This window comes from Kluyvera chengduensis (assembly GCF_044197065.1).
Taxonomy (GTDB): Bacteria; Pseudomonadota; Gammaproteobacteria; order Enterobacterales; family Enterobacteriaceae; genus Kluyvera; species Kluyvera ascorbata_C.
Genome location: NZ_JBIQOI010000001.1, coordinates 1,078,919 through 1,101,608, shown reverse-complemented (window position 1 = coordinate 1,101,608; position 22,690 = coordinate 1,078,919). Strand labels below are relative to the sequence as shown.

Here is a 22,690-nt window from a genome sequence, read left to right as displayed (position 1 = left end):
GTAGGTCGGGTAAGCGAAGCGCCACACGACACAGGCAATTCATATGTTCACACCATTACGTACGCTTTTCGCCGTTCTGCTGCTGGTAACCAGCCACGCCTTTTCCGCCACGGTTCATGACGAACATGGCTCCTTTACGCTTGATAAAACGCCACAGCGGATAGTGGTGCTGGAACTGTCGTTCGCGGACGCACTGGCCGCCGTCGATGTCAGTCCGGTCGGTATTGCCGACGACAACGATGCCACGCGCATTCTTCCAGAGGTTCGTGCTCATCTGAAACCCTGGCAGTCTGTCGGCACGCGCGCGCAGCCGAGTTTAGAAGCCATCAGCGCGCTGAAACCGGATCTGATCATTGCCGACAGCAGTCGCCATGCAGGTATCTACGGCGCCTTACAGCAAATCGCACCGGTACTGCTGCTTAAGTCTCGCAATGAAACTTACGCTGAAAACCTGCAATCTGCGTCCATCATCGGCGAAGTCGTGGGCAAAAAGGCACAGATGCAGTCTCGCCTGGCGCAACATAAGCAACAGATGTCAGCGTGGGCCAGCCAGTTGCCAAAGGGCACGCTGGTGTTGTTTGGTACGTCACGTGAGCAACAGTTCAACCTGCACACACAGGAGACCTATACCGGAAGCGTATTGACCGCGCTGGGGCTGACGGTGCCGGCGAAAATGGCGGGGGCATCTATGCCATCCATCGGCCTGGAACAGCTGCTGGCGCTTAATCCTGAATGGCTGCTGGTCGCACATTATCGCGAAGAGAGCATCGTGAAACGCTGGCAGCAAGACCCGCTGTGGCAGATGTTAACTGCGGCGCAAAAACAGCAGACGGCGTCGGTCGACAGTAACGCCTGGGCGCGGATGCGCGGCATTTTCGCGGCCGAACGCATTGCCAGCGACACGGTAAAAATCTTCCATCACCAGCCCTTATCTGATGTGAAATGACGGTTCTTAGACATCCAGCGCTGCTGTGGGGGCTTCCCCTTGTCGCGCTTATCGCTATCTTCTGGCTGAGTCTGTTTTGCTACTCGGCCATTCCTGTTTCTGGCGTTGACGCCATTCACGCCCTGCTGCCGGGCCATACGCCGACGCTTCCACAAGCGCTGGTGCAAAACCTTCGTTTGCCGAGAAGCCTGGTCGCCATGCTGATTGGCGCAAGCCTGGCACTCGCGGGAACGCTGCTGCAAACCCTGACGCATAATGCCATGGCTTCCCCTTCGCTGCTCGGCATTAACAGCGGCGCGGCGCTGGCGATGGCGCTTACCAGCGCCGTCAGCCCTGTGCCCGTTGCGGGTTACTCCATCGCCATTATCGCCGCCTGCGGTGGCGGCGTAAGCTGGTTGCTGGTGATGACCGCTGGCGGTGGATTTCATCACACCCAGGACCGAAACAAGCTGATCCTCGCAGGCATTGCGTCCTCGGCGTTTTGCATGGCCCTGACCCGCATCACTCTGTTGCTGACCGAAGATCACGCCTACGGCATTTTATACTGGCTCGCCGGAGGCGTTTCCCATGCGCGTTGGCAGGAGTTCTGGCAGCTTTTCCCGATGGTGGCCGTTGCTGTACCGGTGGTGTTGCTGCTGGCTAATCAACTGAACCTGCTGAACGTCAGCGACAGCACCGCCCGCACGCTGGGGGTGAATCTGCCGAAGCTACGTTTAGCCATCAACATTCTGGTGCTGCTTTTGGTCGGTGCCTGCGTCAGCGTGGCCGGCCCGGTGGCGTTTATCGGCCTACTGACGCCGCATCTGGCTCGCTTCTGGGTGGGATTCGATCAGCGCAAAGTCCTGCCAATGAGCATGCTGATGGGCGCTACGCTACTACTGCTGGCCGATGTTCTGGCCCGAGCGTTGGCCTTCCCTGGTGAATTGCCCGCAGGAGCAGTGGTGGCGCTGATTGGCGCGCCCTGCTTTGTCTGGCTGGTCAGGAGGCGCGGATGAAAATTACGCTCGTCATTTTCATCGCCTTCGCATTGGCAGGGTTTTCGGTTCTGTCGTTACAAATGGGGGTGATCGCCGTTCCCTGGCGTGCCCTACTGACCGACTGGCAGACCGGGCGCGAGTATCATTACGTGTTAACGGCGTATCGTCTGCCGCGACTGCTGCTGGCGCTGCTTGTCGGTGCCGCTCTCGCGGTGGCCGGCGTTCTGGTGCAGGGGATCGTGCGTAACCCACTGGCTTCACCGGATATTCTCGGCGTAAACCATGCCGCCAGCCTCGCCTCTGTGGGCGCGCTGCTTCTCTTACCGTCACTACCGGTGGTTGCACTGCCGCTGCTGGCCTTTGCCGGTGGCATGGTGGGCCTGATCCTGCTGAGAATGCTGGCGAACACCAGCCAGCCGATGAAGCTCGCGCTCACGGGCGTCGCGCTCTCTGCCTGCTGGGCCAGCCTGACGGATTATCTGATGCTCTCGCGTCCGCAGGATGTGAACAGCGCCCTGCTGTGGCTGACCGGCAGCTTATGGGGCCGTGACTGGAGCTTTGTGAAAATAGCCGCCCCGCTGCTGATTTTATTTCTGCCGCTGAGCCTGCGTTATTGCCGCGATCTCGACCTCCTGGCATTGGGCGATGCGCGTGCCGCCACGCTCGGTGTGTCGGTGCCGCGTATTCGGTTCCAGGCTTTGCTGCTGGCTGTCGCCATGACGTCAACCGGCGTGGCCGTCTGCGGCCCGATTAGCTTTATTGGACTCGTGGTACCGCATATGGTGCGCAGCATTACCGGTGGACGTCACCGCTGGCTGCTGCCCGTTTCGGCCATGACAGGGGCGTTGCTGCTGGTGATTGCCGACCTGCTGGCGCGAATTACTCATCCCCCGTTGGAGCTTCCGGCTGGGGTGTTGACCGCCATTATCGGTGCGCCGTGGTTTGTCTGGCTGCTTGTGAGAATGCGATAAATGACATTACGAACTGAAAATCTGACGCTCTGTTACGGTACAAACAAGGTGCTTGACGGCGTTTCACTTGCGCTGCCAACAGGGAAAACCACCGCCCTGCTCGGCCCTAACGGCTGCGGGAAATCGACGTTGCTACACTGTTTTTCGCGGCTGTTAACGCCGCAGTCCGGTCGCGTATTTCTTGGCGATAATCCTATCAACTCGCTCTCATCACGGCAGTTGGCGCGCAGGCTGGCGCTGCTGCCGCAGCACCATTTAACGCCCGAGGGGATCACCGTGCAGGAGCTGGTGTCGTACGGTCGAAATCCGTGGTTATCACTCTGGGGACGTCTCTCTGCTGAAGACAATGCGCGGGTGAATGACGCGATGAGCCAGACCCGAGTCCAACACCTTGCCGACCGGCGGTTAACCGATCTTTCCGGCGGTCAGCGCCAGCGTGCATTTCTGTCGATGGTCCTGGCGCAGAATACGCCCGTTGTCCTCCTCGATGAGCCAACCACCTATCTCGATATCAATCACCAGGTGGAACTGATGCGGCTAATGGGCGAACTCCAGGCCCAAGGGAAAACGGTAGTCGCCGTACTACACGACCTTAATCAGGCCAGCCGGTACTGCGACCATCTGGTCGTCATGGAGAACGGGCACGTTATGGCGCAAGGTACACCGGAAGAGGTAATGACCCCTGGATTACTGAAGACCGTATTCAGCGTAGAAACGGAGATACACCCAGAGCCGATATCAGGCAGGCCGATGTGTGTGGTGAGATAGCCTGAAAAAGATCAGAGAAAACGCTAACTGCGCAATTAAGCCATTTTCGTAGCCCGGCGAACGGAGCGACGCCGGGATTTGCGGAGATAGTGCATGAGATGCCTGATGGCGCTACGCTTATCAGGCCTACATCTATAGGCCACTCCTCAATAAAAATAAAATCCCACCATGATTTTTACGCGGAATCTGTGCACATTTTCCCTGCAAAACAGCCCCATAACTGATACACTGGATATAATCACAGTGCAAGGGGCAAATAATGGCCGTTGAAACAAAATTTGTTGTCGTAAGAAAAGGTGAAGAGAAAATGACATTTGCCAGTAAGAAAGAGGCTGACGCTTACGACAGACTACTCGATATGGCAGAAGCGTTCACCGATTTGCTGTTGCAGAGCGGCAAGCCGATGGATGAAACGCTGGCCGAGGATCTTGGGCTGTATCTCGCCGAGCAGAAAATGGCCGTCCAGCATGTTCTGCGTACCAGCAAGCTTCCTAAACCCGGTACCCCAGCAGAAACCGATACCGCGGAGTCAGATACCGCTGGCAGTAAAAAAATTAGAGCCGTTAAAGCAGCGTAAATACCCCCCTGCCGTATCGCTCATCCTGAAGCCGCAAGCCGTCCTCTGCTTGCGGCTTTTTTGCGTTGCCCGGCCGAGCGACGCGACGCCGGGAATCGAAACAAGCCAACCAGCGCCAACCAGACATAAGCGTTATCGGGAGAATTGACGAGAGCCCATGACGCACAGGATAACGCCGAACGTAATGAACACCATAAGCGGACTCACGGCTTCATGCAGCAGCGTGGCTGACAGGCCCAGCCCGAAGAAAGGCTGAAGAAGCTGTAGCTGACCGACGGCAGCAATCCCTCCCACAGCAAGCCCCTTGTACCAGAAAATAAAACCAATCAGCATGCTGAACAGCGAGACATAACCCAGGGCTACCCAGGCAGATATACCGATGCCGGTAAAGGTAACAGGCATGGTTATCAATAAAGCGATAAGCATAAATGGCAGTGAGAGGATCAACGCCCAACTGATAACCTGCCATCCCCCCAGCACGCGAGTCAGTTTTGCGCCTTCGGCATAACCCAGACCGCAAACCACCACCGCGGCAAGCATGAGAACATCGCCGGTGAGTGAGATGGCTACGCTTTGCGAGAGAGCAAATCCCATCACAAGCAGGCTGCCAAGCACAGAGAAAATCCAGAAGGCCATTCTGGGACGTTCACCACCACGCAGTACGCCAAAAATCGCGGTGCTGAGCGGCAGAAGCCCCAGAAAAACGATGGAGTGGGCGGAGGTCACATGCTGTAACGCCATCGCCGTCAGCAGCGGAAATCCGATAATGACGCCCAGGGAGACAATCATGAGCGGCACAATCTGCGAGGCCTGCGGACGTTTTTCACGAAAGCCGTAAATCAGCATCAAGGCCAGCACACCGGCTACTGACGCTCTCAGAAACGTCAGAAAAAAGGGATCCATATCGAGGACCGCAACGCGTGTAGCCGGTAGCGAACCACTAAAAATGATCACCCCCAGCAGCCCGTTTATCCATCCGGAAACGGGGTTCGGATCGGTTTTATCTATCGCCGTATTCACCACTGCCACCTCACTTTTTATAAATCGCTCGTAGGCTTGAGCGTCTGTGAGGCGGATGGTACGCTCGATGATTCAATACAATCAAATTATTGTCATGGATACATTTGATGAAAGCCCGCTATAAATCCATCGTGGATAGCTTCGCTGACCGCATCCGCAGCGGGGAGATCCCTGCCGGTACACGTTTACCGACGCACAGAGCCCTCTCAACCCAGGAACATATTTCTCTGGCGACCGCAACCCGGGTCTACAGTGAGCTGGAAGCGATGGGTCTGGTCAGCGGTGAAACCGGGAGAGGCACGTTTGTCAGGGAGATAGCGTTGCCCTTCGGCCACGGGATTGACCAGCATGCGGTGGCAACCGATGTGCTTGACCTGAATTTTAACTATCCGTCACTCCCAGGACAGGGGGAGATTCTACGTGAGGCGCTACGACAGGTCGCGGTATCCGGGGATATTGAATCTCATCTGCGCTACCAGCCACATGCAGGCAGGATGACTGAGAGGGAAATTATCGCGACTTACATTGCAGGTGCGGAATTCCAGCCTGAAGCCGACAATGTGGTGATAGTGAACGGTGCGCAGCACGGATTGACCATCACGGTGATGGGTTTGCTACGCCCGGGAGATGTTGTGGCCGTTGATGCCCTCACCTATCCCGGTTTTAAAGTGCTGGCTGAACTGTACCATCTGGAACTGATTGCCATACCCGTTCTGGCCGATGGACCGGATTTATCGGCACTGGAAGCGCTATGCCAGAAAAGGCATGTCAGGGCGCTCTATACCATGCCGACGTTGCATAATCCCCTTGGCTGGGTGCTCAGCCGTAGTCAGCGAAAAAGCCTGGCCGCTATTGCACGAACCTATGATCTTCTCGTGATTGAGGACACTGCTTATGGCTATCTCGTCCGTAGGCCACCCCCACCTGTTGCGATTTATGCCCCAGAGCGAACGGTGTATATCACCGGGTTCTCAAAGAACGTGGCGACGGGCCTAAGAGTCGGCGCCGTCGTCTGCCCCGCCTCGTTCCGCCCCTTGCTGGAAAGAGCCGTCAGGGCAACCACATGGAATACGCCTTCATTGATGACCGCACTGGTCTGTAACTGGATAGAGGATGGTACGGTGGCCCGTTTTGAAACGCTGAAACGACGTGATGCCCACCAGCGACAGGCGGTGTTAAAAGCGGCGCTTGGCGATATTTCCTGTATTACACATCCGGGCTCCTATTTTGCCTGGATCCCTCTGCCGGACGAGGCAAGAGCAGACAGGGTTGCCCGGGTTCTGATGGACAGCAATATTTCCGTCTCAACCGCAGAGCCTTTCTGTACTTCACTGGTTGTTCCTCAGGCGCTTCGGGTTGCTCTTGGGTCAATCGCCATGGAGGATTTATATGCCGCACTGGTTAAAGTTCGTGAAGCGGTTAAGTACGAACAATCTCGCTAGTCAGTTATTTTCGACTTTCGCCCTTAGCAGAGGTTTCGCTCAGTTTGCTTGTACGTTTTGTGCAAGCGGACATTATTTTTTGAGATAGTCAAATTCGCTCCAACTCAGCAAGCCAGGATAAACGCTATCCCTTATGGTGCATTTCAAATTCGTTCAACTGTTCCAATGCTTTTGCCACATTCTGGAACATTAGGTATTTTTGTTCATCCTTTCGTGAAAGGCGCGAATTAAGACACTTTGGTCGGGTCGCCCATAGACCATGCGATTCCGGCACCACGGTCCATATATCGAATAAGATCCATATCAGCAGGCTTAATGTCAAAACCAGCCAGATCTAAATTCTGGCGCATGCGAACTGGGTTGAGGCTTTTGGGCAGGACGGCGTAGCCATTTTGTATCCCCCAGCGCAGCAGAAATTGTGCTTCCGTCACACCATAGCTGGCCGCCATTTCAGCGAACACGGTATCTCCTGCTTTAAGTTCATCAGGCTTGGCACTGTCCTGACCGGCACCCGTGCGCCATGTAGAAAGGGGGGCGAGGCTACTGTAAGCAATCGGGGTAATATTTCTGTCACGCATATATTGAATAAGGTCGGATTTCTGAGACCAGGGATGCAGTTCAATCTGGTTCACATCCGGCATGGGAAGCCCCGCCGCTTCAATCTCATCAAGGTGGATCTGCGAATAGTTGCTGACGCCAATACTTCTGGCTTTACCCATTTTTTGCAGTTCCAGCAGCGCTTTCCACTCGTTCAGACGCTGCGAGCCGCCGTGAGGTGAATGAATAAGATAAAGATCGATATAATCCAGCCCCAACAGATGCAGACTGTTCTCGCAGGCCTCCAGGGTCTGCTCGAAGGTTTTAGGTTTTTCACCCCACTCTGCCGCGCCTGGCCATAATTTCGTGGTCACGAAGAGACTGTTACGGCTAAGGCCATTTGAAGCCAGTCCCTGCCTGATCCCCTCACCAACGCCTTGCTCATTGTTGTATACCGCCGCCGTGTCGATGTGGCGGTAACCAGCGCTTATTGCAGCCTGAACCGCCTGTGCGGCGTCATCCTGCTCGATGAGATAAGTCCCGAAGCCAACGGCGGGTAGCTGAGTCGTGGAATTCACGGGGAATGTTAAATGCGACATGCTCATCTGGCCTCCAGATTAAAGGTCTGCGGATAAACCCTGGGTTAAAATAAGGAATCCCCCAGTGGTTGCTTGAATACGGATCTGTTTAAGGGGGGCATATTCCTCGGAATGGTAAAACGCGTTTGCCTTTGCCATATCAGGAAACTGGATAATGACCAGAACGGGCTCCGAGTGACCTTCCACCGGTGTGACGGCCTCTGCTGACAACATCATTTTCCCACCATGTTGTAAAACAAGTGGGCCCGCTTTGCGGACATACTCTTCCATCAAAAGCGGATCGTTAACGGTGAAATTTCCGACAAGATATGCGGGTTGCTGATTAGGCATTGCCTTACTCCATTTAAGCCAGACTTGACCGGGTTGTAACCAATATCAATTAACCGGTCGGTGATTTGGGCATTTTAAGCACAGATGAACTTATGGCTGGTTTCATCATAATGTAGAATAAAAGATTCAGTGCGGATGATTTCGCCACACATTGACTCCCATAGGGCGACAATATTGATGAATATTAGAGATAGCGTTGAAGGTATTGCCGTCTTTGTGGCGGCGGCTGAAGCAGGTAGTTTCGCCAAAGCGGCGGAGCAACTGGCATTAAGTCGCTCTGCCGTCGGCAAAACGGTTGCCAGGCTCGAGGAGCGCCTGGGTGTGCGTCTTTTTCACCGGACCACACGAAGCCAAAGTCTTACCGAAGAGGGTGAAATTTATTATGAGCGTTGCACCAAAGCGCTGAACGAACTCCGGGAGGCCGAAGCATTGCTGGATAATGCCCGGCATGAGGTCAACGGCCGCCTGAGGGTGACAATGCCGCTACTTTTCGGTCGATATTGCGTTGCCCCGGTTTTGCTGGAACTGGCGAAACAATATGAGGGATTAGAACTCGATTTACATTTCAGCGATCATACGGTCGATATTATCGATCAGGGATTTGATCTGGCGATTCGAAATCACAGGCCTGGGTCGGGTACAGCACTGGAGTCAATTAAGCTGGTAACGCAACGCAAGGTGATTTGTGCTGCGCCTTCATACCTGAAACGATACGGGTATCCAGATAGCCCTGGTGAACTTCAGAATCATGCTTCGCTTGTATTCTGTTACAAGGGGCAACTCTATCCGTGGACGTTTTGTAATAAAGATGGCTCCCAATCGGTTGCTCCTCTCACCTACCGGATGCAATTTAACAGCTATGATGTTATCGCCGATGTGGTCACTTCCGGTTTAGGTATTGCCTGTCTTCCCGACTGGTTAATCAGAAAACAACTTAGTGAGGGTACATTAGTTCAACTGATGAAGGACTATCCGTTGATTGAGTTTGAAACCTATGCAGTGTGGCCTTCGGCTAAATATCAGCCCCTCAAGTTACGCGCAGCCATTTCATCATTACTTGAAAAGCTCACCTGGGTGAATGACCTGAGCGTTGCGTTTGCTTGTGACATCCCGCAGATAAATACTGCGAAGCTGAGTTTATAGGCCCCGCATGGTCGCTCTATACGTTTTGGGTGATAGTCCATAGATGCGTTTGAAGGCTGAGCTAAAAATACTTTCCGACTGATAACCTAAGCTAAAACCGATCTCTTTGACGCTTTTGTCTCCAGCGCGGAGCAGTTTACTGGCAATTAACATGCGCCAGTGGGTGACATACCCTATTGGGCTATGCCCGGTCAGGTCGCTAAAGGTTTTGCTAAATCCCGCTCTCGACATACCGGCTGTGGACGCTAATTCATGCAGCCGCCAGTTTTTTTCTGGTTCGTTATGTATGGCATTCAGCGCTGCAACAATCCGCGGATCTTTATATGCTTTGAGAATTCCCTTATGAGAAGTGGAACTGCTTTCATACCAGGCGCGCAGCGCTTCAATCATAATCAGATGCATCAGATGATTACATGCCTGAGAGGCACCTGGTCGGTTTGAAAGCTTTTCCATAAATAACAACTTCATCAGCGGGCTTAGCCCGGTAGGCTCATCAGGCTGGGTTCGAAAGAAGATTGTTTCAGGCAATTCTTGTAGTAAAAGCTCAGAGGAAACGAGATCGATCTCCATTTTTCCAGCGATCAGAATATTGTCATCTCCGCCGTAATTGACGGTTTCGCGAACGCGGGGTCTTTTCTCTTCGGTAGATTCTAATGGCACGCATTCCCGGTCGGTTGCCATCACAAATCTCATTTTTCTGGTGAGAATGACCCCTTCACCAACATCTAATGTCCGCCATGTCAGTTCATTCTCGAGTCGAAACAAAAAAGATCCTTTTCTGACAACGATAAATTTGAACCCATGAAATCCCGGAAATGTCATTGCCCAGTGCTTTCCTGTAGAAAGACCGGCGGTTGTATAACTGGTAGCGGAGAGCAGGTTTAAGATATCAGAAAAGGGATCCATTGGACTCTCAGTAAAGAAGAATAGACTTTACATTATTATTAAGCCAAAAAAGGTACATTACAATAGCTGCCATTGATGTGACACACACCGCGTTCCTCCCCATTAAGGAGAATATTGATGCTCTACACCACTCTCAACAACAGCGTTAAAATGCCTTTACTCGGCTTTGGCGTCTACCAGATGGTCGACCTGAACGAATGCGAAGCCGCTGTTTTTAATGCCATAAAAGCCGGTTATCGACTTATTGATACGGCTGCGGCCTATGAAAACGAGGAGGCCGTTGGCGCGGCAATTGCTCGCAGTGACGTCCCACGTGAAGCGTTATTTATAACAACCAAAGTGTGGGTGCAGGATGCGGGTTACGAAAATACGCGCAAAGCATTTTTCCGCTCCCTTGAAAGGCTCAAACTCGAGTATCTGGATCTTTACCTGATTCATCAGCCCTATTCAGATGTATTTGGCTCCTGGCGTGCAATGGAGGAACTTTATGAAGAAGGTTTAATTCGTGCTATTGGCGTGAGTAATTTCGCTCCCGACCGACTCACCGACTTAATAACCTTCAGCCGTATTGTTCCCGCGGTCAATCAGGTCGAGACACACCCATTCCATCAACAAATTAATCATGCTGAATTTATGAAAGCGTGTGGCGTTCAGCCAGAATCGTGGGCGCCTTTTGCGGAAGGTAAAAATCACATATTCACCCATCCTGTTCTGCTGCCTATCGCCCACGCGCACAACAAAAGTGTCGCTCAGGTTGTGCTTCGCTGGTTAATTCAGCGCGAAATAGTGGTCATACCTAAGTCAGTAAAGCCCGAGCGTATGAGTGAAAACTTCGATGTTTTCAATTTTTCTTTGAGTGATGAAGAAATGCGTTCAATTCAGTCTCTCGACACGGGAAAAACACTCTTTACAGAGCATACCGACCCTGAGCGTATCAGAACCGTGGCAACCCGAAAATTCAATACCTGACACCAGGCTGACTTGAATCAACAATAAACCGACTACATTAGGCATCTTTCGAGTACGGGGCATATGAGTAACAGAGACAAAGAATTTTGTGCAATCGACAGGGATGATGTTGTATTTATTTTTGTCGACCTTCAGGAAGGTCTGATACGAAAGAGTAAAACAATGGAGCCTGAAGCACTGTCCTCAAACGCGGCAGGTTTGGCTCAGGTCGCCTATACAATCAGTGCCCCTACTCTTTTTTTCACCGTTCCTCAGGAGGCTAAGGAAGGTGAGCCACTGCCAAAACTCCAGGGATATGCAAATGAAAGTAATACCTTTTATCGCGTCATCGCCGATCCGTTCCTGGTCAATTCAATCACCAGCGCACTGGATAGTTTAGCGCGTAACACATTGATTATATGCGGGTATAGCGCAGAGGTTGGAGTGTTGCTGACTGCACTTGGCGGCCTTCGCCAGGGGTATAGCGTATTTATTCCGGTTGATTGTGTTGGTAGCCAGTCACTGAGAACTGAAACGGCGGTACTTAAACAGGCTGAAAAGACTGGTGCGGTAATAACATCTCTTGCAACACTGGCGGCGCAACTGGCTCCGGACTTTTCCAAAGAGCCGGGTAGGACAATGTTGTCTGTCATCTCAAATATCAAATGCTGACAGGATAATAATATGAGGACAACCAGCGCACGGTTCGTGCTTATGCCCTAACTAACGGTAAATCCAAACAATGGGTATTTCGACATCAGATATTTTTATGCCCAGGCTTTTGATATTTCGGTTGAATGGGTAACAAAGGCATGTTGAGGTAGGATTTTTTCAAGCAAAAACAAATTGTTCTAACGCCGTTAATGTAATAATCAATGGAGAGCAGGCCATATTTATAATATAAATTGACAGGTACGCTGAGTTTTACAGGAACATCACCGATGAACATTACTGCCTCCATTGCCCTTTTGAGCGCTTGCCCATTTGTGTGTCAGGCGGCGAAACGGTGACCTTTTTCGAAACCATCCTGGATACCGCAGGGCCACAAGGCCCTTTGAAAGGTACGTTACTCACCCCAAATTCAAAACCAACGGCTGTGGTTCTTATCGTTCCTGGCTCCGGTCCGACCGATCGGGATGGAAACAACCCGCTTGGTGTGAATGCATCACCTTATCGACTTCTTGCTGAAGGCCTGGCTGCAAAAGGCTTTGCAACGCTTCGTATCGACAAACGTGGAATGTTCGCTAGCGCACTGGCCGTAGAGGATGCCAATGCGGTGACGATTACTGACTATGTTGACGACATTCGTTCCTGGGTAAAAGTGCTTAAACGTCACATGCACACATCCTGTATTTGGATTTTAGGACACAGTGAAGGAGGCTTAGTCGCCCTGGCCTCGGCTCAAGAAGAGGGTGTGTGCGGCGTGGTTCTTATCGCAACACCCGGAAGGCCCATGGGCGAGGTGTTAAGGAAGCAACTTCATGCTAATCCGGAAAACGAAATGATATTAGAGCAGGCGCTGCCGATAATTAATGCGCTTGAGCATCGGCGGCGGGTCGATATCACCGATATACCTCCAGCACTACAAAATCTCTTTAATCCTGCGGTTCAGGGATTTTTGATAAATGCGTTTTCATATGATCCTGGTCATCTCATTTCGACCATTTTCAAACCCGTGTTATTGCTGCAAGGGCAACGCGATCTCCAGGTTAACGAAACAGACGCAAGACTGCTTCAGGCCGCGAATCCTCGAGCATCCCTGGTTATCCTGCCCAATATGAATCATATATTGAAGGAGATGACTTCGGACGATCGCCTGGTGAATATCGCTTCATACGCTGAACCAACTCGCCCCTTAGCTCCCGGTTTAATTGACTCGATTGCGCATTTCCTGCTCCAGAATTCACCTTTTCCCGAAAAGTAACGGCTGCTCTCACCCTCCCCCCACCGGGAGAGGGAACAGAGAGTGCAAATTAGTAGCGCACGCACACCGACTTTGTTTCACACCAGTCGTTCAACCAATCCGGGCCAAAATCACGCCCGGTGCCCGACTGTTTCATACCGCCGAACGGCAGGTTGGCGTCAATTAGCGTGTGGCTGTTGACCCATACCGTACCGGCCTGCAGGCGGTCGGTGTAGTTCAGCGCTTGAGTCAGGTCACGAGTCCAGACGCTGGCGGTCAGGCCGAAGTCGCTGTCGTTAGCAAGGCGCAGTGCCTCTTCGCCGTCGGCGACGCGTACCAGGTTCACCACCGGGCCAAACACCTCTTCGCGGGTTAAGCGCAGGTTGGCCTCCGGGTTGATAACCAGGGTTGGCGGAATATAGAAGCCCTGTGCGTCCGGGCCAACGTTGCCGCTAATCAGCTCGGCGTTGTGTTTACGCGCATCGTCGAGATAAGCCGCCACTTTGGCACAGTGCGCCTGCGACACCACCGGGTTAATCTGCGTGGTTTCCAGCATACCAGGCCCCACCTGTAGCGACTTCACCGCCTGCTCAAAGCCGCTGACCAGCGTATCGAACAGCGGCGCTTCAATATAGATACGTGAACTGGCGGCGCACACCTGCCCCTGGTTAAGGAAGCTGCCGGTCATCAGCCCTTCGATAACCCAGGCCGGGTCGGCGTCTTTCAGCACAATCGCCGGGTTTTTACCGCCCAGCTCCAGCGTGACGCGGGTGAGTCTGTCGGCGGCCACGCGAGCAATTTGTTTGCCGGTGGCGGTAGAGCCGGTAAAGCTCACTTTTGCCACATGAGGATGCGAAGTTAACGCCGCGCCGCACTCGGCGCCGCTGCCGGTGACCACGTTAAATACGCCTTCCGGTACGCCCGCTTCGATAGCCATTTCGGCTACACGCAACAGCGTCAGCGGCGTGGTCTCCGACGGTTTAATAACGATAGAACAGCCTGCCGCCAGCGCGGGCATCACCTTCCACATGCCAATCATCAGCGGGAAGTTCCACGGCACGATACCGGCGACGACGCCAACCGGCTCTTTTTTGGTCCACGCCTGATAGCGCGCGCCCTGCGGGAATGGGATGGAAACATCCAGCGTGCGGCCGCTAATTTTAGTGGTCAGCCCGGCGGTATAGCGCATCCAGTTCAGGGTGCAGCCCACTTCAAAGGCGCGGGAGATGTTGATGGATTTGCCCTGCTCCAGCGTTTCCAGTTGGGCGAGTTCCTCACCGTTCTGCTCAACGAGATCAGCAAAGCGCAGCAGAATACGTTCGCGTTCGGCAGGCGTGCGCCCGGCCCAGCTGCGGGAGACAAACGTGCGCCAGGCGGACATCACCGCGCGGTCAACGTCAGCCGCATTAGCATCCGCGGTGGTAGCAATCGCCTTGCCCGTTGCCGGGTCCCAGACGGTGAGACGTTTTTCACTCTGCGCCGCCTGCTGCGCACCATCAATAAACAGGCCATGCTGACGGTCTAAAAACTGCTGCACGCTCGGGAGCAGTGCTACCTGTGATGAGGACATATCGTCTCCTTATTCTTCGCGGTTAGTTATTTCAGTCTACGGCGGGTCTGGAGATCGCGCTTTTGTCTCTGTGACATTCGCTTGTGCCGCTGTGACAGACGCCGCAATTCAACAGGTTGCTCTGGCAGAAATGTGCAACAGGTAATAGTTCTTTCATATATTCCCCCGCGAACCCTTGTTAAAGGCAACATAAATGCAACAATGCAAAAACATTTTCATTGCAGAGATGGCGTATGGCAGCGGTAAATGGCGGTGAGACATATCAGGCGTGGCTGGCGAAAATCAATCAGGTGTGCGGGCATTTCGCCGCGCGTCCGTTAGATGGCGACTTTCATGGTGAGATAGATACCAGCTATGCGGGCAGCCTCAAGCTCAGCACCGTAACCACTCGCAACATCAATCTGTTCCGCACCCACCAGGAGATCCGCAGCGGCAACGATGCGTGGTTCTACACCGTGTTTCAACTTGCCGGTCAGGTGGATATTGAGCAGGACGATCGCCAGGTGAAGCTGCAAACCGGCGACATGACGCTGATTGACGCCTCGCGCCCCTGCTCTATTCTCTGGCAGCAAACCTCGCGTCAGGTCTCACTGCTGCTACCGCGTCAACTGCTGGAAAACCAGCTGCGCGGCAGCGGGATTAGCGTCGCCACCCGTTTAGATAAATCCCTGCCGATGGTTCAGCTTAGCCAGCGCCTGCTGCATGAGAGCATGAGCAGCCCACAGCTTTCGGCAAGCGAGAGCGAAGCGGCGCTGGATGCGATGGTGTGCCTGCTGCGCCCGATGCTGCATCAACAGGAGATTGCCCCTTCACGGCGCGAAAAGCAGTTTCAGAAGATCATGACGCTGATTGACGATGCGATTCAGGAAGAGCATCTGCGCCCGGAGTGGCTCGCCGATGAGACCGGCATGTCGGTAAGAAGTCTGTACCGACTGTTTGCCGATAAAGGATTAGTGGTGGCGCAGTATATCAAGAACCGTCGTCTTGACCTCTGCGCGCAAGCGCTACAGCGTGCACCGGACGACGAAAAGCTCGCCGGTATCGGCTATCGCTGGGGGTTCAGCGACCACAGCCACTTCTCCACCGCCTTCAAGCAGCGGTTCGGTATTTCGCCGGGCGAATACCGCAAGCGTGGTCGCTAAACAAAACTCACATCAATTATCTTCAACCAGCTGCGACACGTCATTGCTGTTGATTTCGCGCGCGTTGCCGTTCTGATCGGTGTAGCTGGTCATGCCGGTCTCTTTATCGAGCTGCGGTTTACCCTGCGTCACAATCGTCTGGCCGCTTTTGGTGGTCATCACATAGTTCGTCGTACAGCCCGCCAGCGCCAGCAGCATTGCTCCCGCGCACAGGAAATATAAAGGCTTTTTCATCATCTCTCCGTTCATTGTCCCCGCCAACGGCAAGGTTAAGTCGGCGTATTGTATGCCGGATACGGATAATTGGGGTATCGGTGGGATGTAACAGAAGTTAACGTGATGATTTCCGGGAGGTCAAATGACCTCCCGGCATACGACTTACAGCGCGATACGAATCACATCGTCAGGCGCAGTGGCCTCTTTCTGACGTGTAGATTCCTGTTTCACGCTGACGTACAGCGTTTTACCGTCAGCGGAGAGCGTCAGGCTGTTCGGGAAGGTTGGGGTTTTGATGGTTTTGGTGACTTTATAGTCTTTCGCATCAATCACCGTCACGGTGCCCGCTTTACGCTGGGTCACGTAAACTTCGTTACGCACCGGGTTAAACAGCACCGCCAGCCCTTCCTGAGTATCGACCTTCGACAGCACTTTGCCATCTTTCAGATTGACCACCAGCAGTTCCGGCTGTTTGGAATCAGTGATAAAGGCACGCTGACCGGCTTTATCCAGGCTGATATTGATATAGAAGTGTTCTTTGCCATCATCCAGCAGCTTCTGACGGGTCAGAATTTTGTTGCTCGCGGTATCGATGGTGACCAGTTCGCCGTCGCCGTTGGTGACGTACAGACGCTGTTTATCCGAGTCGACCGCCAGGCCCGTGCCGAAGGTACCGGTACCGGTGATGGTGGTTTTCAGCGTCAGCTTGTCGCCATCAACCACCCAGACGGAGCTGCCGTCTTTGCCAATGCCGGTGATGTATACGGTGTTGGTTTTCTCATCCACCGCCAGTTCACGCGGCTGCAATGGCTTAACCGTTTCGCTGCGCTCACGGCCGTCCAGCACCAGACGTCCCTTCACGTCGCCGGTTTTGGCGTCAATCGCGGTCACCGCACCGTTGATGGTGTTGCCAAACCACAGGGTCTGGGTCTGGTTATTTAGCGTCGCGCCAAACGGTTTGAGATCGTTATGAATAACCTGCGTCACTTCCAGCGTGACCGGGTCAAGGCGATAAACAATCCCGCCTTTATCGGTTTTACGGCTTTGTGATGTGGCCAGCCACAGCGCATTTTCCTGCTGGCTGTAGGCCATTTCATATGCCCCTTTGCCGACCGCTTTACGCAGCATTTCATCTGCGGCATGCGCGCTAAAGCTTCCCGCCAGCAGGAAAGCACTCAACAACAGAGAACGGCGCAGACGCGGCGCGGACAATTGACGTAATGACATGACGACTCCCTTTGATGAACGTAATGATTTCTGCTTCACATCGCTTCTTTCTTCGCAGCGTCATAGCGCAACGTTTAGTAGATGCGAATAGTAATCATTAATTTATGTAAAGTGGAGCTTTTATTACCTCCAGCAACCAAATAGTTTCTATTTCATCACCGGAAATTAACGATTTATGCTGCTAAAGTTTTCAATACATTTACAAAAGTATTAACCTATTGGGGTCTGTTCCATTTGGTACATTTTGCGAGTTTTTCATGAAAATCATAACCGTACGCTCTGTAGCGCTGCCTGCGCTGCTGTTGCCGCTTGTTTTTTCTCCTTTTTCCTGGGCCAATGATGAACAAACGTTAATCGTCACCGCCGCACCGCAGGCCGTTTCTGAGCTGGATACCCCTGCCGCCGTCAGCGTCGTCGACGGCGAAGATATGCGTCACGCCGCACCACAGGTTAACCTTTCAGAATCGCTGGGTGCGGTGCCGGGTTTGCAGGTGCAGAACCGTCAGAACTATGCGCAGGATCTTCAGCTTTCTATTCGTGGTTTTGGCTCCCGTTCAACCTTCGGCGTGCGCGGTATCCGTCTGTACGTTGACGGTATTCCGGCTACCATGCCAGACGGTCAGGGGCAAACCTCGAACATCGACATCGGCAGTATCGAGAACGTTGACGTGCTGCGCGGCCCCTTCTCTGCCCTGTACGGTAACGCCTCTGGCGGCGTGGTCAACGTCACCACCCAGACCGGGAAGCAGCCCACTACCATTGAAGCCAACAGCTACTACGGCAGTTACGGCACCTGGCATTACGGCATGAAAGCCAGCGGCGCCGTGGGCGACGGTACCCACGCGGGCGACGTTGATTACACGGTGTCGACGAATCGATTCACCACCCACGGCTATCGCGATCACAGCGCCGCGCGCAAAAACCTCGCCAACGCCAAACTCGGCGTACGGATTAACGACGTCAGCAAGGTGACGCTGCTGTTTAACACTGTCGATATTAACGCTAACGATCCGGGCGGGCTGACCAAGAGCGAGATGGACGCTGACCGCCAGCAGTCGCCGCGCGGTGACCAGTACAATACGCGTAAAAGCGTTAAGCAGACCCAGGCGGGCCTGCGTTACGAACGTCAACTGAGCGCGCAGGACGACCTGAGCGTGATGATGTACGCCGGGGAACGTCAGACCACGCAGTATCAGTCGATTCCCTATGCGCCACAGCAGAAACCAAGCCACTCTGGCGGCGTGATCGACCTCGATCGTCACTATCAGGGCATCGATACCCGCTGGACGCATCGCGGCGAACTGTTGATTCCGGTGACGTTCACCACCGGACTTAACTACGAAAACATGAATGAAAAGCGCCGGGGCTACGAAAACTACGTCATGAATGGCTCGACGCCGGAGTTTGGCGAAAAAGGTAACTTACGCCGCAACGAACGCAACCTGATGTGGAATCTCGACCCGTATCTGCAAACTCAGTGGCAGCTAACCGATAAACTGACCCTGGACGCGGGCGTGCGTTATAGCTCAGTGTGGTTTGACTCCAACGATCACTACGTCACCACGGGTAACGGCGACAGCAGCGGTGATACCAGCTATCACGAATGGCTGCCGGCGGGCTCGTTAAAATACGCCATTACCGATGCGTGGAACGTCTATGCCAGCGTTGGTCGCGGCTTTGAAACCCCCACCATCAGCGAACTCTCCTACCGTTCCGGTACGGCGAATGGGCTGAATCTGGATCTCAAACCAGCCACCAACGAGACCTATGAGATCGGTAGCAAAACCCGCATTGGCAACGGCCTGCTCAGCGCCGCGCTGTTCCAGACCAATACCACCAACGAGATAGTCACCGACAGTAATACCGACAGCCGCGCCAGCTATAAAAATGCCGGTAAAACCCGTCGCCAGGGCGCTGAACTGGCGATTGACCAGCAGTTCGCCGAAAACTGGCGCGCCAAAGCGGCCTGGACCTGGCTTAACGCTACCTACCGCACCGATGTCTGCGGCAACGGCAGCTGTAACGGTAACCGTATTCCCGGCATCGCGCGCAATATGGGCTTCGCTTCGCTAGGCTATGAACCGGAAAGCGGCTGGTACGCCGGTGCGGACGTGCATTACATGGGCGATATTATGGCCAACGATGCCAACACCGCCCGCGCGCCGTCCTGGACCGTGGTTGGCCTGAACACCGGCTACAAGTTCAACCTCAGCAACTGGACGCTGGATGTCTTCGGCCGCGTCGATAACCTGTTTGACCGCGAATATGTGGGCTCGGTTATCGTGAATGAGTCTAACGGACGATACTACGAACCGGCACCAGGTCGTAACTACGGCGTAGGTGTCAATGTGGCGTGGCGTTTTGAATAATACATGACGACGTTTCCGGGGTTGCCCGGAAACGTATTTCCCAAACTTAAATTAATGCCGATACTGCTGTTTCAAATACGATGTTGATTCATCAATAATTTGACATATCGCCGAATAACTTTCTGCTGAATCCCTTTTTTCCAGCGCATCCAACAACGGCTGATACACATTTTGATGCTGAAACGGTTCCATAGAATTTAAATATAAAAAATGCAGGCTTGGCCCTGTTCGCACCCATAATTGTTCAATCATTGCCATTAAGGTTGGCATTTCAGCATAGGTGTATATCTGGAAACGAAATTGATAATTTGTTTCCAGCATTCGCGGGATATCACCGACAGATTTTGCCTCATGGAAGGCTTCTGAGAGGGACCTTAGCTCCCTCATTTTATCTGCGGTTATTTTTTCGGAGGCCGCTGCTGTAGCCATCCCTTCAAGGTTTTTTCGAATCCGATTAATCTCAAGATAAGCTGAACTGGTTAGCGCTGGCACCATAAAGGCCTGTGCAGGTGCCGCCTGAAGCGCACCGAATGAAACCAGACGCAGCAGCGCTTCGCGCACTGGCGTAATACTGATGCCTTGGTTTACGGCAATTTCTCTGGTGACTAATCGCTCACCGGGTTTTAACGCCCCCATGACGAGCGCATTCTTGATATTATTTTCTACTTGCTGTGTCAAACTGATACGTTGTGCTTTAGCAAAATCCAGCATAATTATTATAACTCCGCGTATTTATTTACCCAGACGTATTTATAATTAATAGCTGGGGTTTTATTTTTTGCGAAGAAAATACGATATATATTTTTATCAAAATTAGATTTAAGCACAATTAATAGAACATTAATCATGCGTAAACTATGCAATCTGGCTGCTGAATCGTTAACTACAACGGAACGTTCAGTCGGACTATCAAATACGTGCAGGATTGACCGCTGTCGTTAATAAAACGGCAGTCGTTAGGCGGGCCCAGTTCGAGGCAGTCACCGGTTTGCATTCGATGCGCCGTATCACCTTCCATAAACAGCAGCTCGCCCTCTTGCACCCAGATAAGCTGTCGCGCCATGGCGTAGGCCGACGCGGGCATCGGGATATCGCTGCCCGCCGGTAGCTCAATTTGCACCAGATCAATCGGTAGCTCGCCGCGTGGAGATACGTGGCGGCGCAGATAGTGGGTCTGCGGATCGTGCCAGACCGGCTGGTCGGCAAACCGCAGCAATTTCCCTTCCTGCATCTCCGCACGGGCAATCAGCGTCGACATACTGATACTGAAAGCACCCGAAAGCCGCGCCAGCAGCGCCGCTGTCGGGCTGCTCTCGCCGCGTTCAATTTTGTGGATCATCGCCCGGGAGACGCCCGCACGCTCGGCCAATTCGCTCAGCGACCAGCTGCGCGACTCACGCTCAATGCGAATTCTTGCCCCGATCCGTTGATTTAAGTTGTCTTCAATAGTATTCATATCGTAATAATATAGTGAACAACACTCAGGGTGCAACTCTATGGCTATTCGTTTCGCAACAAAAGAAGACTGCGCCGCTATTGCGGCAATCTATAACCACGCGGTTGTCCATACCGCCGCTATCTGGAACGACAAAACCGTCGATACCGATAACCGTATTGCCTGGTTTGAAGCACGCCAGATCGGCCATTTCCCGGTGCTGGTAAGCGAAGAGAACGGCATGGTGACCGGCTACGCCTCCTACGGCGACTGGCGTAACTTTGACGGCTTCCGCCATACCGTTGAACATTCCGTCTATGTTCATCCGGAACACCAGGGCAAAGGGCTCGGTAATATTCTGCTCGGTGCGCTGATTGAAGAAGCCCGCCGTCGCGGTAAGCACGTGATGGTGGCGGGTATTGAATCACAGAACCACGCGTCGTTGCATCTGCACGAGAAGCACGGTTTTGTCACCACCGGGCAGATGCCGCAGGTGGGGACTAAGTTTGGTCGCTGGCTGGATCTCACCTTCATGCAGCTACAGCTCGATAACCGCAGCGACCCGGATGGGCAGGCATGAATCAGTCCCTCACGCTGACGTTCCTGATAGCCGCCGGGATTGGGCTGGTTATCCAGAACACGCTGATGGTACGCATTACTCAGTCGGCCTCCACCATTCTGGTGGCGATGCTGCTGAACTCACTGGTAGGCATCGTGCTGTTTGTCAGCATTTTGCTGATTAAACACGGGCTCGCGGGCGTAAGCGAGCTGGTAGCGACCATTAAATGGTGGACGTTGATTCCAGGCCTGCTTGGGTCGTTCTTCGTGTTTGCCAGCATCAGCGGTTATCAGTACGTGGGGGCGGCAACGACTATTGCCGTACTGGTCGCCAGTCAACTGATTGGCGGGCTGGTGATGGACGTGGTCAGAAGCCACGGCGTGCCCTGGCGAGCGCTCCTCGGGCCGGTATGTGGCGCGGTGATGTTGATTGTGGGTGCATGGCTGGTGGCGAAGCGCCAGTTTTGATGCATAAAGCTGTAGGCCGGATAAGGCAACGCCGCCATCCGGCAACGTTCGCCGGACTGCCTGATGGCGCTACGCTTATCAGGCCTACAAAACCGGCATTGTGGCCCGGCCAAGCGGATCGCCAGTTTTGATGCGTAAAGCTGTAGGCCGGATAAGGCAACGCCGCCATCCGGCAACCTGCGTCGGACTGCCTGATGGCGCTACGCTTATCAGGCCTACAAAACCTGTATTGTAGCCCGGCCAGCGAAGCGCCAGTTTTGATGCGTAAAGCTGTAGGCCGGATAAGGCAACGCCGCCATCCGGCAACCTGTGTCGGACGGCCTGATGGCGCTACGCTTATCAGGCCTACAAAACCAGCATTGTGGCCCGGCCAGGCGGAGCGCCGCCGGGACAATACCGGACTTAAAGAATGGTGCCACCTGAAGTGAGCTGCTCTTTACGCGTCTCTTCCTGCTCGCGCAGGTGTTGACCATGATGTGAAATCGCCACACGCAGGCGCTGCTGCTGGGTGAAACGATCCTCACGACTCAGTTCCGGGTCGTCGCTTAACACCACCAGCAATTCATTCATATGCGTAATCACGCTTTCCTGCACCGCGGCGTCCACGCGCGCAATGACCTCATCCAGATGTGACATAT

24 protein-coding genes and 1 pseudogene are annotated in these 22,690 nt (G+C 53.5%); 14 read left to right on the top strand and 11 right to left on the bottom strand.

Features of this window, described 5'->3' with window-relative positions:
• Window positions 1-43 precede the first annotated feature (43 nt).
• From ACH1XZ_RS05090 to ACH1XZ_RS05070, 5 genes are all read left to right on the top strand, one after another.
• Complete coding sequence (locus ACH1XZ_RS05090) at window positions 44-946, top strand: Fe(3+) dicitrate ABC transporter substrate-binding protein FecB (RefSeq protein WP_395594583.1); 903 nt, start codon at window positions 44-46, stop codon at window positions 944-946.
• A complete protein-coding gene (fecC, locus tag ACH1XZ_RS05085; RefSeq protein ID WP_395594582.1) occupies window positions 943-1,941 on the top strand; it encodes an iron-dicitrate ABC transporter permease FecC in 999 nt (332 codons plus the stop codon). The genes ACH1XZ_RS05090 and fecC overlap by 4 nt, the downstream gene beginning before the upstream one ends.
• The gene (fecD, locus tag ACH1XZ_RS05080) at window positions 1,938-2,894 is read left to right on the top strand and encodes a Fe(3+) dicitrate ABC transporter permease subunit FecD (protein ID WP_395594581.1); all 957 of its coding nucleotides are present in this window, start codon (window positions 1,938-1,940) and stop codon (window positions 2,892-2,894) included. Before fecC ends, fecD begins: the two co-directional genes overlap by 4 nt.
• Window positions 2,895-3,662 (top strand): Fe(3+) dicitrate ABC transporter ATP-binding protein FecE, encoded by a 768-nt coding sequence (fecE, locus tag ACH1XZ_RS05075; RefSeq protein ID WP_395594580.1) that lies wholly within the window; start codon window positions 2,895-2,897, stop codon window positions 3,660-3,662.
• A gap of 259 nt (window positions 3,663-3,921) precedes the next feature.
• A complete protein-coding gene (locus ACH1XZ_RS05070; RefSeq protein WP_395594579.1) occupies window positions 3,922-4,239 on the top strand; it encodes a YebG family protein in 318 nt (105 codons plus the stop codon).
• A gap of 132 nt (window positions 4,240-4,371) precedes the next feature.
• Here ACH1XZ_RS05070 and ACH1XZ_RS05065 read toward each other — a convergent pair whose 3' ends face one another.
• Window positions 4,372-5,262 (bottom strand): DMT family transporter, encoded by an 891-nt coding sequence (locus ACH1XZ_RS05065; protein WP_395594706.1) that lies wholly within the window; start codon window positions 5,260-5,262, stop codon window positions 4,372-4,374.
• A 104-nt stretch (window positions 5,263-5,366) separates the two neighbouring features.
• Here ACH1XZ_RS05065 and ACH1XZ_RS05060 point away from each other — a divergent pair, with 104 nt between their 5' ends.
• Entirely contained in the window at window positions 5,367-6,701 is a 1,335-nt protein-coding gene (locus tag ACH1XZ_RS05060) for an aminotransferase-like domain-containing protein (protein WP_395594705.1), read from the top strand.
• A gap of 227 nt (window positions 6,702-6,928) precedes the next feature.
• On the opposite strand, the gene ACH1XZ_RS05055 is transcribed toward ACH1XZ_RS05060, so the two are convergent.
• Both ACH1XZ_RS05055 and ACH1XZ_RS05050 read right to left on the bottom strand, forming a co-directional pair.
• On the bottom strand, window positions 6,929-7,843 hold the full coding sequence (locus ACH1XZ_RS05055; RefSeq protein WP_395594578.1) for an aldo/keto reductase family protein: 915 nt from the start codon (window positions 7,841-7,843) through the stop codon (window positions 6,929-6,931).
• Window positions 7,844-7,855: 12 nt separating this feature from the next.
• Complete coding sequence (locus ACH1XZ_RS05050; RefSeq protein WP_395594577.1) at window positions 7,856-8,167, bottom strand: DUF1330 domain-containing protein; 312 nt, start codon at window positions 8,165-8,167, stop codon at window positions 7,856-7,858.
• A gap of 177 nt (window positions 8,168-8,344) precedes the next feature.
• Between ACH1XZ_RS05050 and ACH1XZ_RS05045 the strand changes: the two genes are divergently transcribed.
• Complete coding sequence (locus tag ACH1XZ_RS05045) at window positions 8,345-9,310, top strand: LysR family transcriptional regulator (RefSeq protein ID WP_395594576.1); 966 nt, start codon at window positions 8,345-8,347, stop codon at window positions 9,308-9,310.
• Here ACH1XZ_RS05045 and ACH1XZ_RS05040 read toward each other — a convergent pair.
• The gene (locus ACH1XZ_RS05040; protein WP_395594575.1) at window positions 9,305-10,216 is read right to left on the bottom strand and encodes an AraC family transcriptional regulator; all 912 of its coding nucleotides are present in this window, start codon (window positions 10,214-10,216) and stop codon (window positions 9,305-9,307) included. The genes ACH1XZ_RS05045 and ACH1XZ_RS05040 overlap by 6 nt on opposite strands.
• A gap of 117 nt (window positions 10,217-10,333) precedes the next feature.
• Here ACH1XZ_RS05040 and ACH1XZ_RS05035 point away from each other — a divergent pair, with 117 nt between their 5' ends.
• Window positions 10,334-11,185, top strand: coding sequence for an aldo/keto reductase (locus tag ACH1XZ_RS05035; protein ID WP_395594574.1), 852 nt, complete (start codon window positions 10,334-10,336; stop codon window positions 11,183-11,185).
• 63 nt (window positions 11,186-11,248) lie between these two features.
• A complete protein-coding gene (locus tag ACH1XZ_RS05030) occupies window positions 11,249-11,836 on the top strand; it encodes an isochorismatase family protein (protein ID WP_395594573.1) in 588 nt (195 codons plus the stop codon).
• An 85-nt stretch (window positions 11,837-11,921) separates the two neighbouring features.
• Here ACH1XZ_RS05030 and ACH1XZ_RS05025 read toward each other — a convergent pair.
• Window positions 11,922-12,012, bottom strand: a pseudogene (locus tag ACH1XZ_RS05025) (cysteine hydrolase); the annotation flags it as partial.
• Window positions 12,013-12,170: 158 nt separating this feature from the next.
• On the opposite strand from ACH1XZ_RS05025, the gene ACH1XZ_RS05020 reads away from it, so the two are divergent.
• Entirely contained in the window at window positions 12,171-13,088 is a 918-nt protein-coding gene (locus tag ACH1XZ_RS05020; RefSeq protein WP_395594572.1) for an alpha/beta hydrolase, read from the top strand.
• Between the two features lie 49 nt (window positions 13,089-13,137).
• Here the strand turns inward: ACH1XZ_RS05020 and ACH1XZ_RS05015 are convergent, their stop codons facing one another.
• Window positions 13,138-14,637, bottom strand: a complete 1,500-nt coding sequence (locus ACH1XZ_RS05015) for an aldehyde dehydrogenase family protein (RefSeq protein ID WP_395594571.1) — start codon at window positions 14,635-14,637, stop codon at window positions 13,138-13,140.
• Between the two features lie 233 nt (window positions 14,638-14,870).
• Between ACH1XZ_RS05015 and feaR the strand changes: the two genes are divergently transcribed.
• Window positions 14,871-15,779, top strand: a complete 909-nt coding sequence (feaR, locus tag ACH1XZ_RS05010; protein WP_395594570.1) for a transcriptional regulator FeaR — start codon at window positions 14,871-14,873, stop codon at window positions 15,777-15,779.
• 12 nt (window positions 15,780-15,791) lie between these two features.
• On the opposite strand, the gene ACH1XZ_RS05005 is transcribed toward feaR, so the two are convergent.
• Both ACH1XZ_RS05005 and yncE read right to left on the bottom strand, forming a co-directional pair.
• The gene (locus tag ACH1XZ_RS05005) at window positions 15,792-16,013 is read right to left on the bottom strand and encodes a YgdI/YgdR family lipoprotein (RefSeq protein WP_035897298.1); all 222 of its coding nucleotides are present in this window, start codon (window positions 16,011-16,013) and stop codon (window positions 15,792-15,794) included.
• Window positions 16,014-16,157: 144 nt separating this feature from the next.
• A complete protein-coding gene (gene yncE / locus ACH1XZ_RS05000; protein ID WP_395594569.1) occupies window positions 16,158-17,222 on the bottom strand; it encodes a 7-bladed beta-propeller protein YncE in 1,065 nt (354 codons plus the stop codon).
• Window positions 17,223-17,479: 257 nt separating this feature from the next.
• Between yncE and pqqU the strand changes: the two genes are divergently transcribed.
• Window positions 17,480-19,591, top strand: coding sequence for a TonB-dependent receptor PqqU (pqqU, locus tag ACH1XZ_RS04995; RefSeq protein ID WP_395594568.1), 2,112 nt, complete (start codon window positions 17,480-17,482; stop codon window positions 19,589-19,591).
• A gap of 51 nt (window positions 19,592-19,642) precedes the next feature.
• Here pqqU and ACH1XZ_RS04990 read toward each other — a convergent pair whose 3' ends face one another.
• Entirely contained in the window at window positions 19,643-20,302 is a 660-nt protein-coding gene (locus tag ACH1XZ_RS04990; RefSeq protein WP_395594567.1) for a GntR family transcriptional regulator, read from the bottom strand.
• Window positions 20,303-20,474: 172 nt separating this feature from the next.
• Window positions 20,475-21,047 (bottom strand): helix-turn-helix domain-containing protein, encoded by a 573-nt coding sequence (locus tag ACH1XZ_RS04985; protein WP_395594566.1) that lies wholly within the window; start codon window positions 21,045-21,047, stop codon window positions 20,475-20,477.
• A 40-nt stretch (window positions 21,048-21,087) separates the two neighbouring features.
• On the opposite strand from ACH1XZ_RS04985, the gene ACH1XZ_RS04980 reads away from it, so the two are divergent.
• Window positions 21,088-21,606, top strand: coding sequence for a GNAT family N-acetyltransferase (locus ACH1XZ_RS04980; RefSeq protein WP_395594565.1), 519 nt, complete (start codon window positions 21,088-21,090; stop codon window positions 21,604-21,606).
• A complete protein-coding gene (locus ACH1XZ_RS04975; protein WP_395594564.1) occupies window positions 21,603-22,052 on the top strand; it encodes a DMT family transporter in 450 nt (149 codons plus the stop codon). Before ACH1XZ_RS04980 ends, ACH1XZ_RS04975 begins: the two co-directional genes overlap by 4 nt.
• Before the next feature lie 402 nt (window positions 22,053-22,454).
• Here ACH1XZ_RS04975 and ACH1XZ_RS04970 read toward each other — a convergent pair whose 3' ends face one another.
• Window positions 22,455-22,688 carry a DUF2526 family protein gene (locus ACH1XZ_RS04970; RefSeq protein ID WP_395594563.1) on the bottom strand — a complete coding sequence of 78 codons (234 nt, stop codon included), beginning with the start codon at window positions 22,686-22,688 and terminating at the stop codon, window positions 22,455-22,457.
• Between the last annotated feature and the right edge of the window lie 2 nt (window positions 22,689-22,690).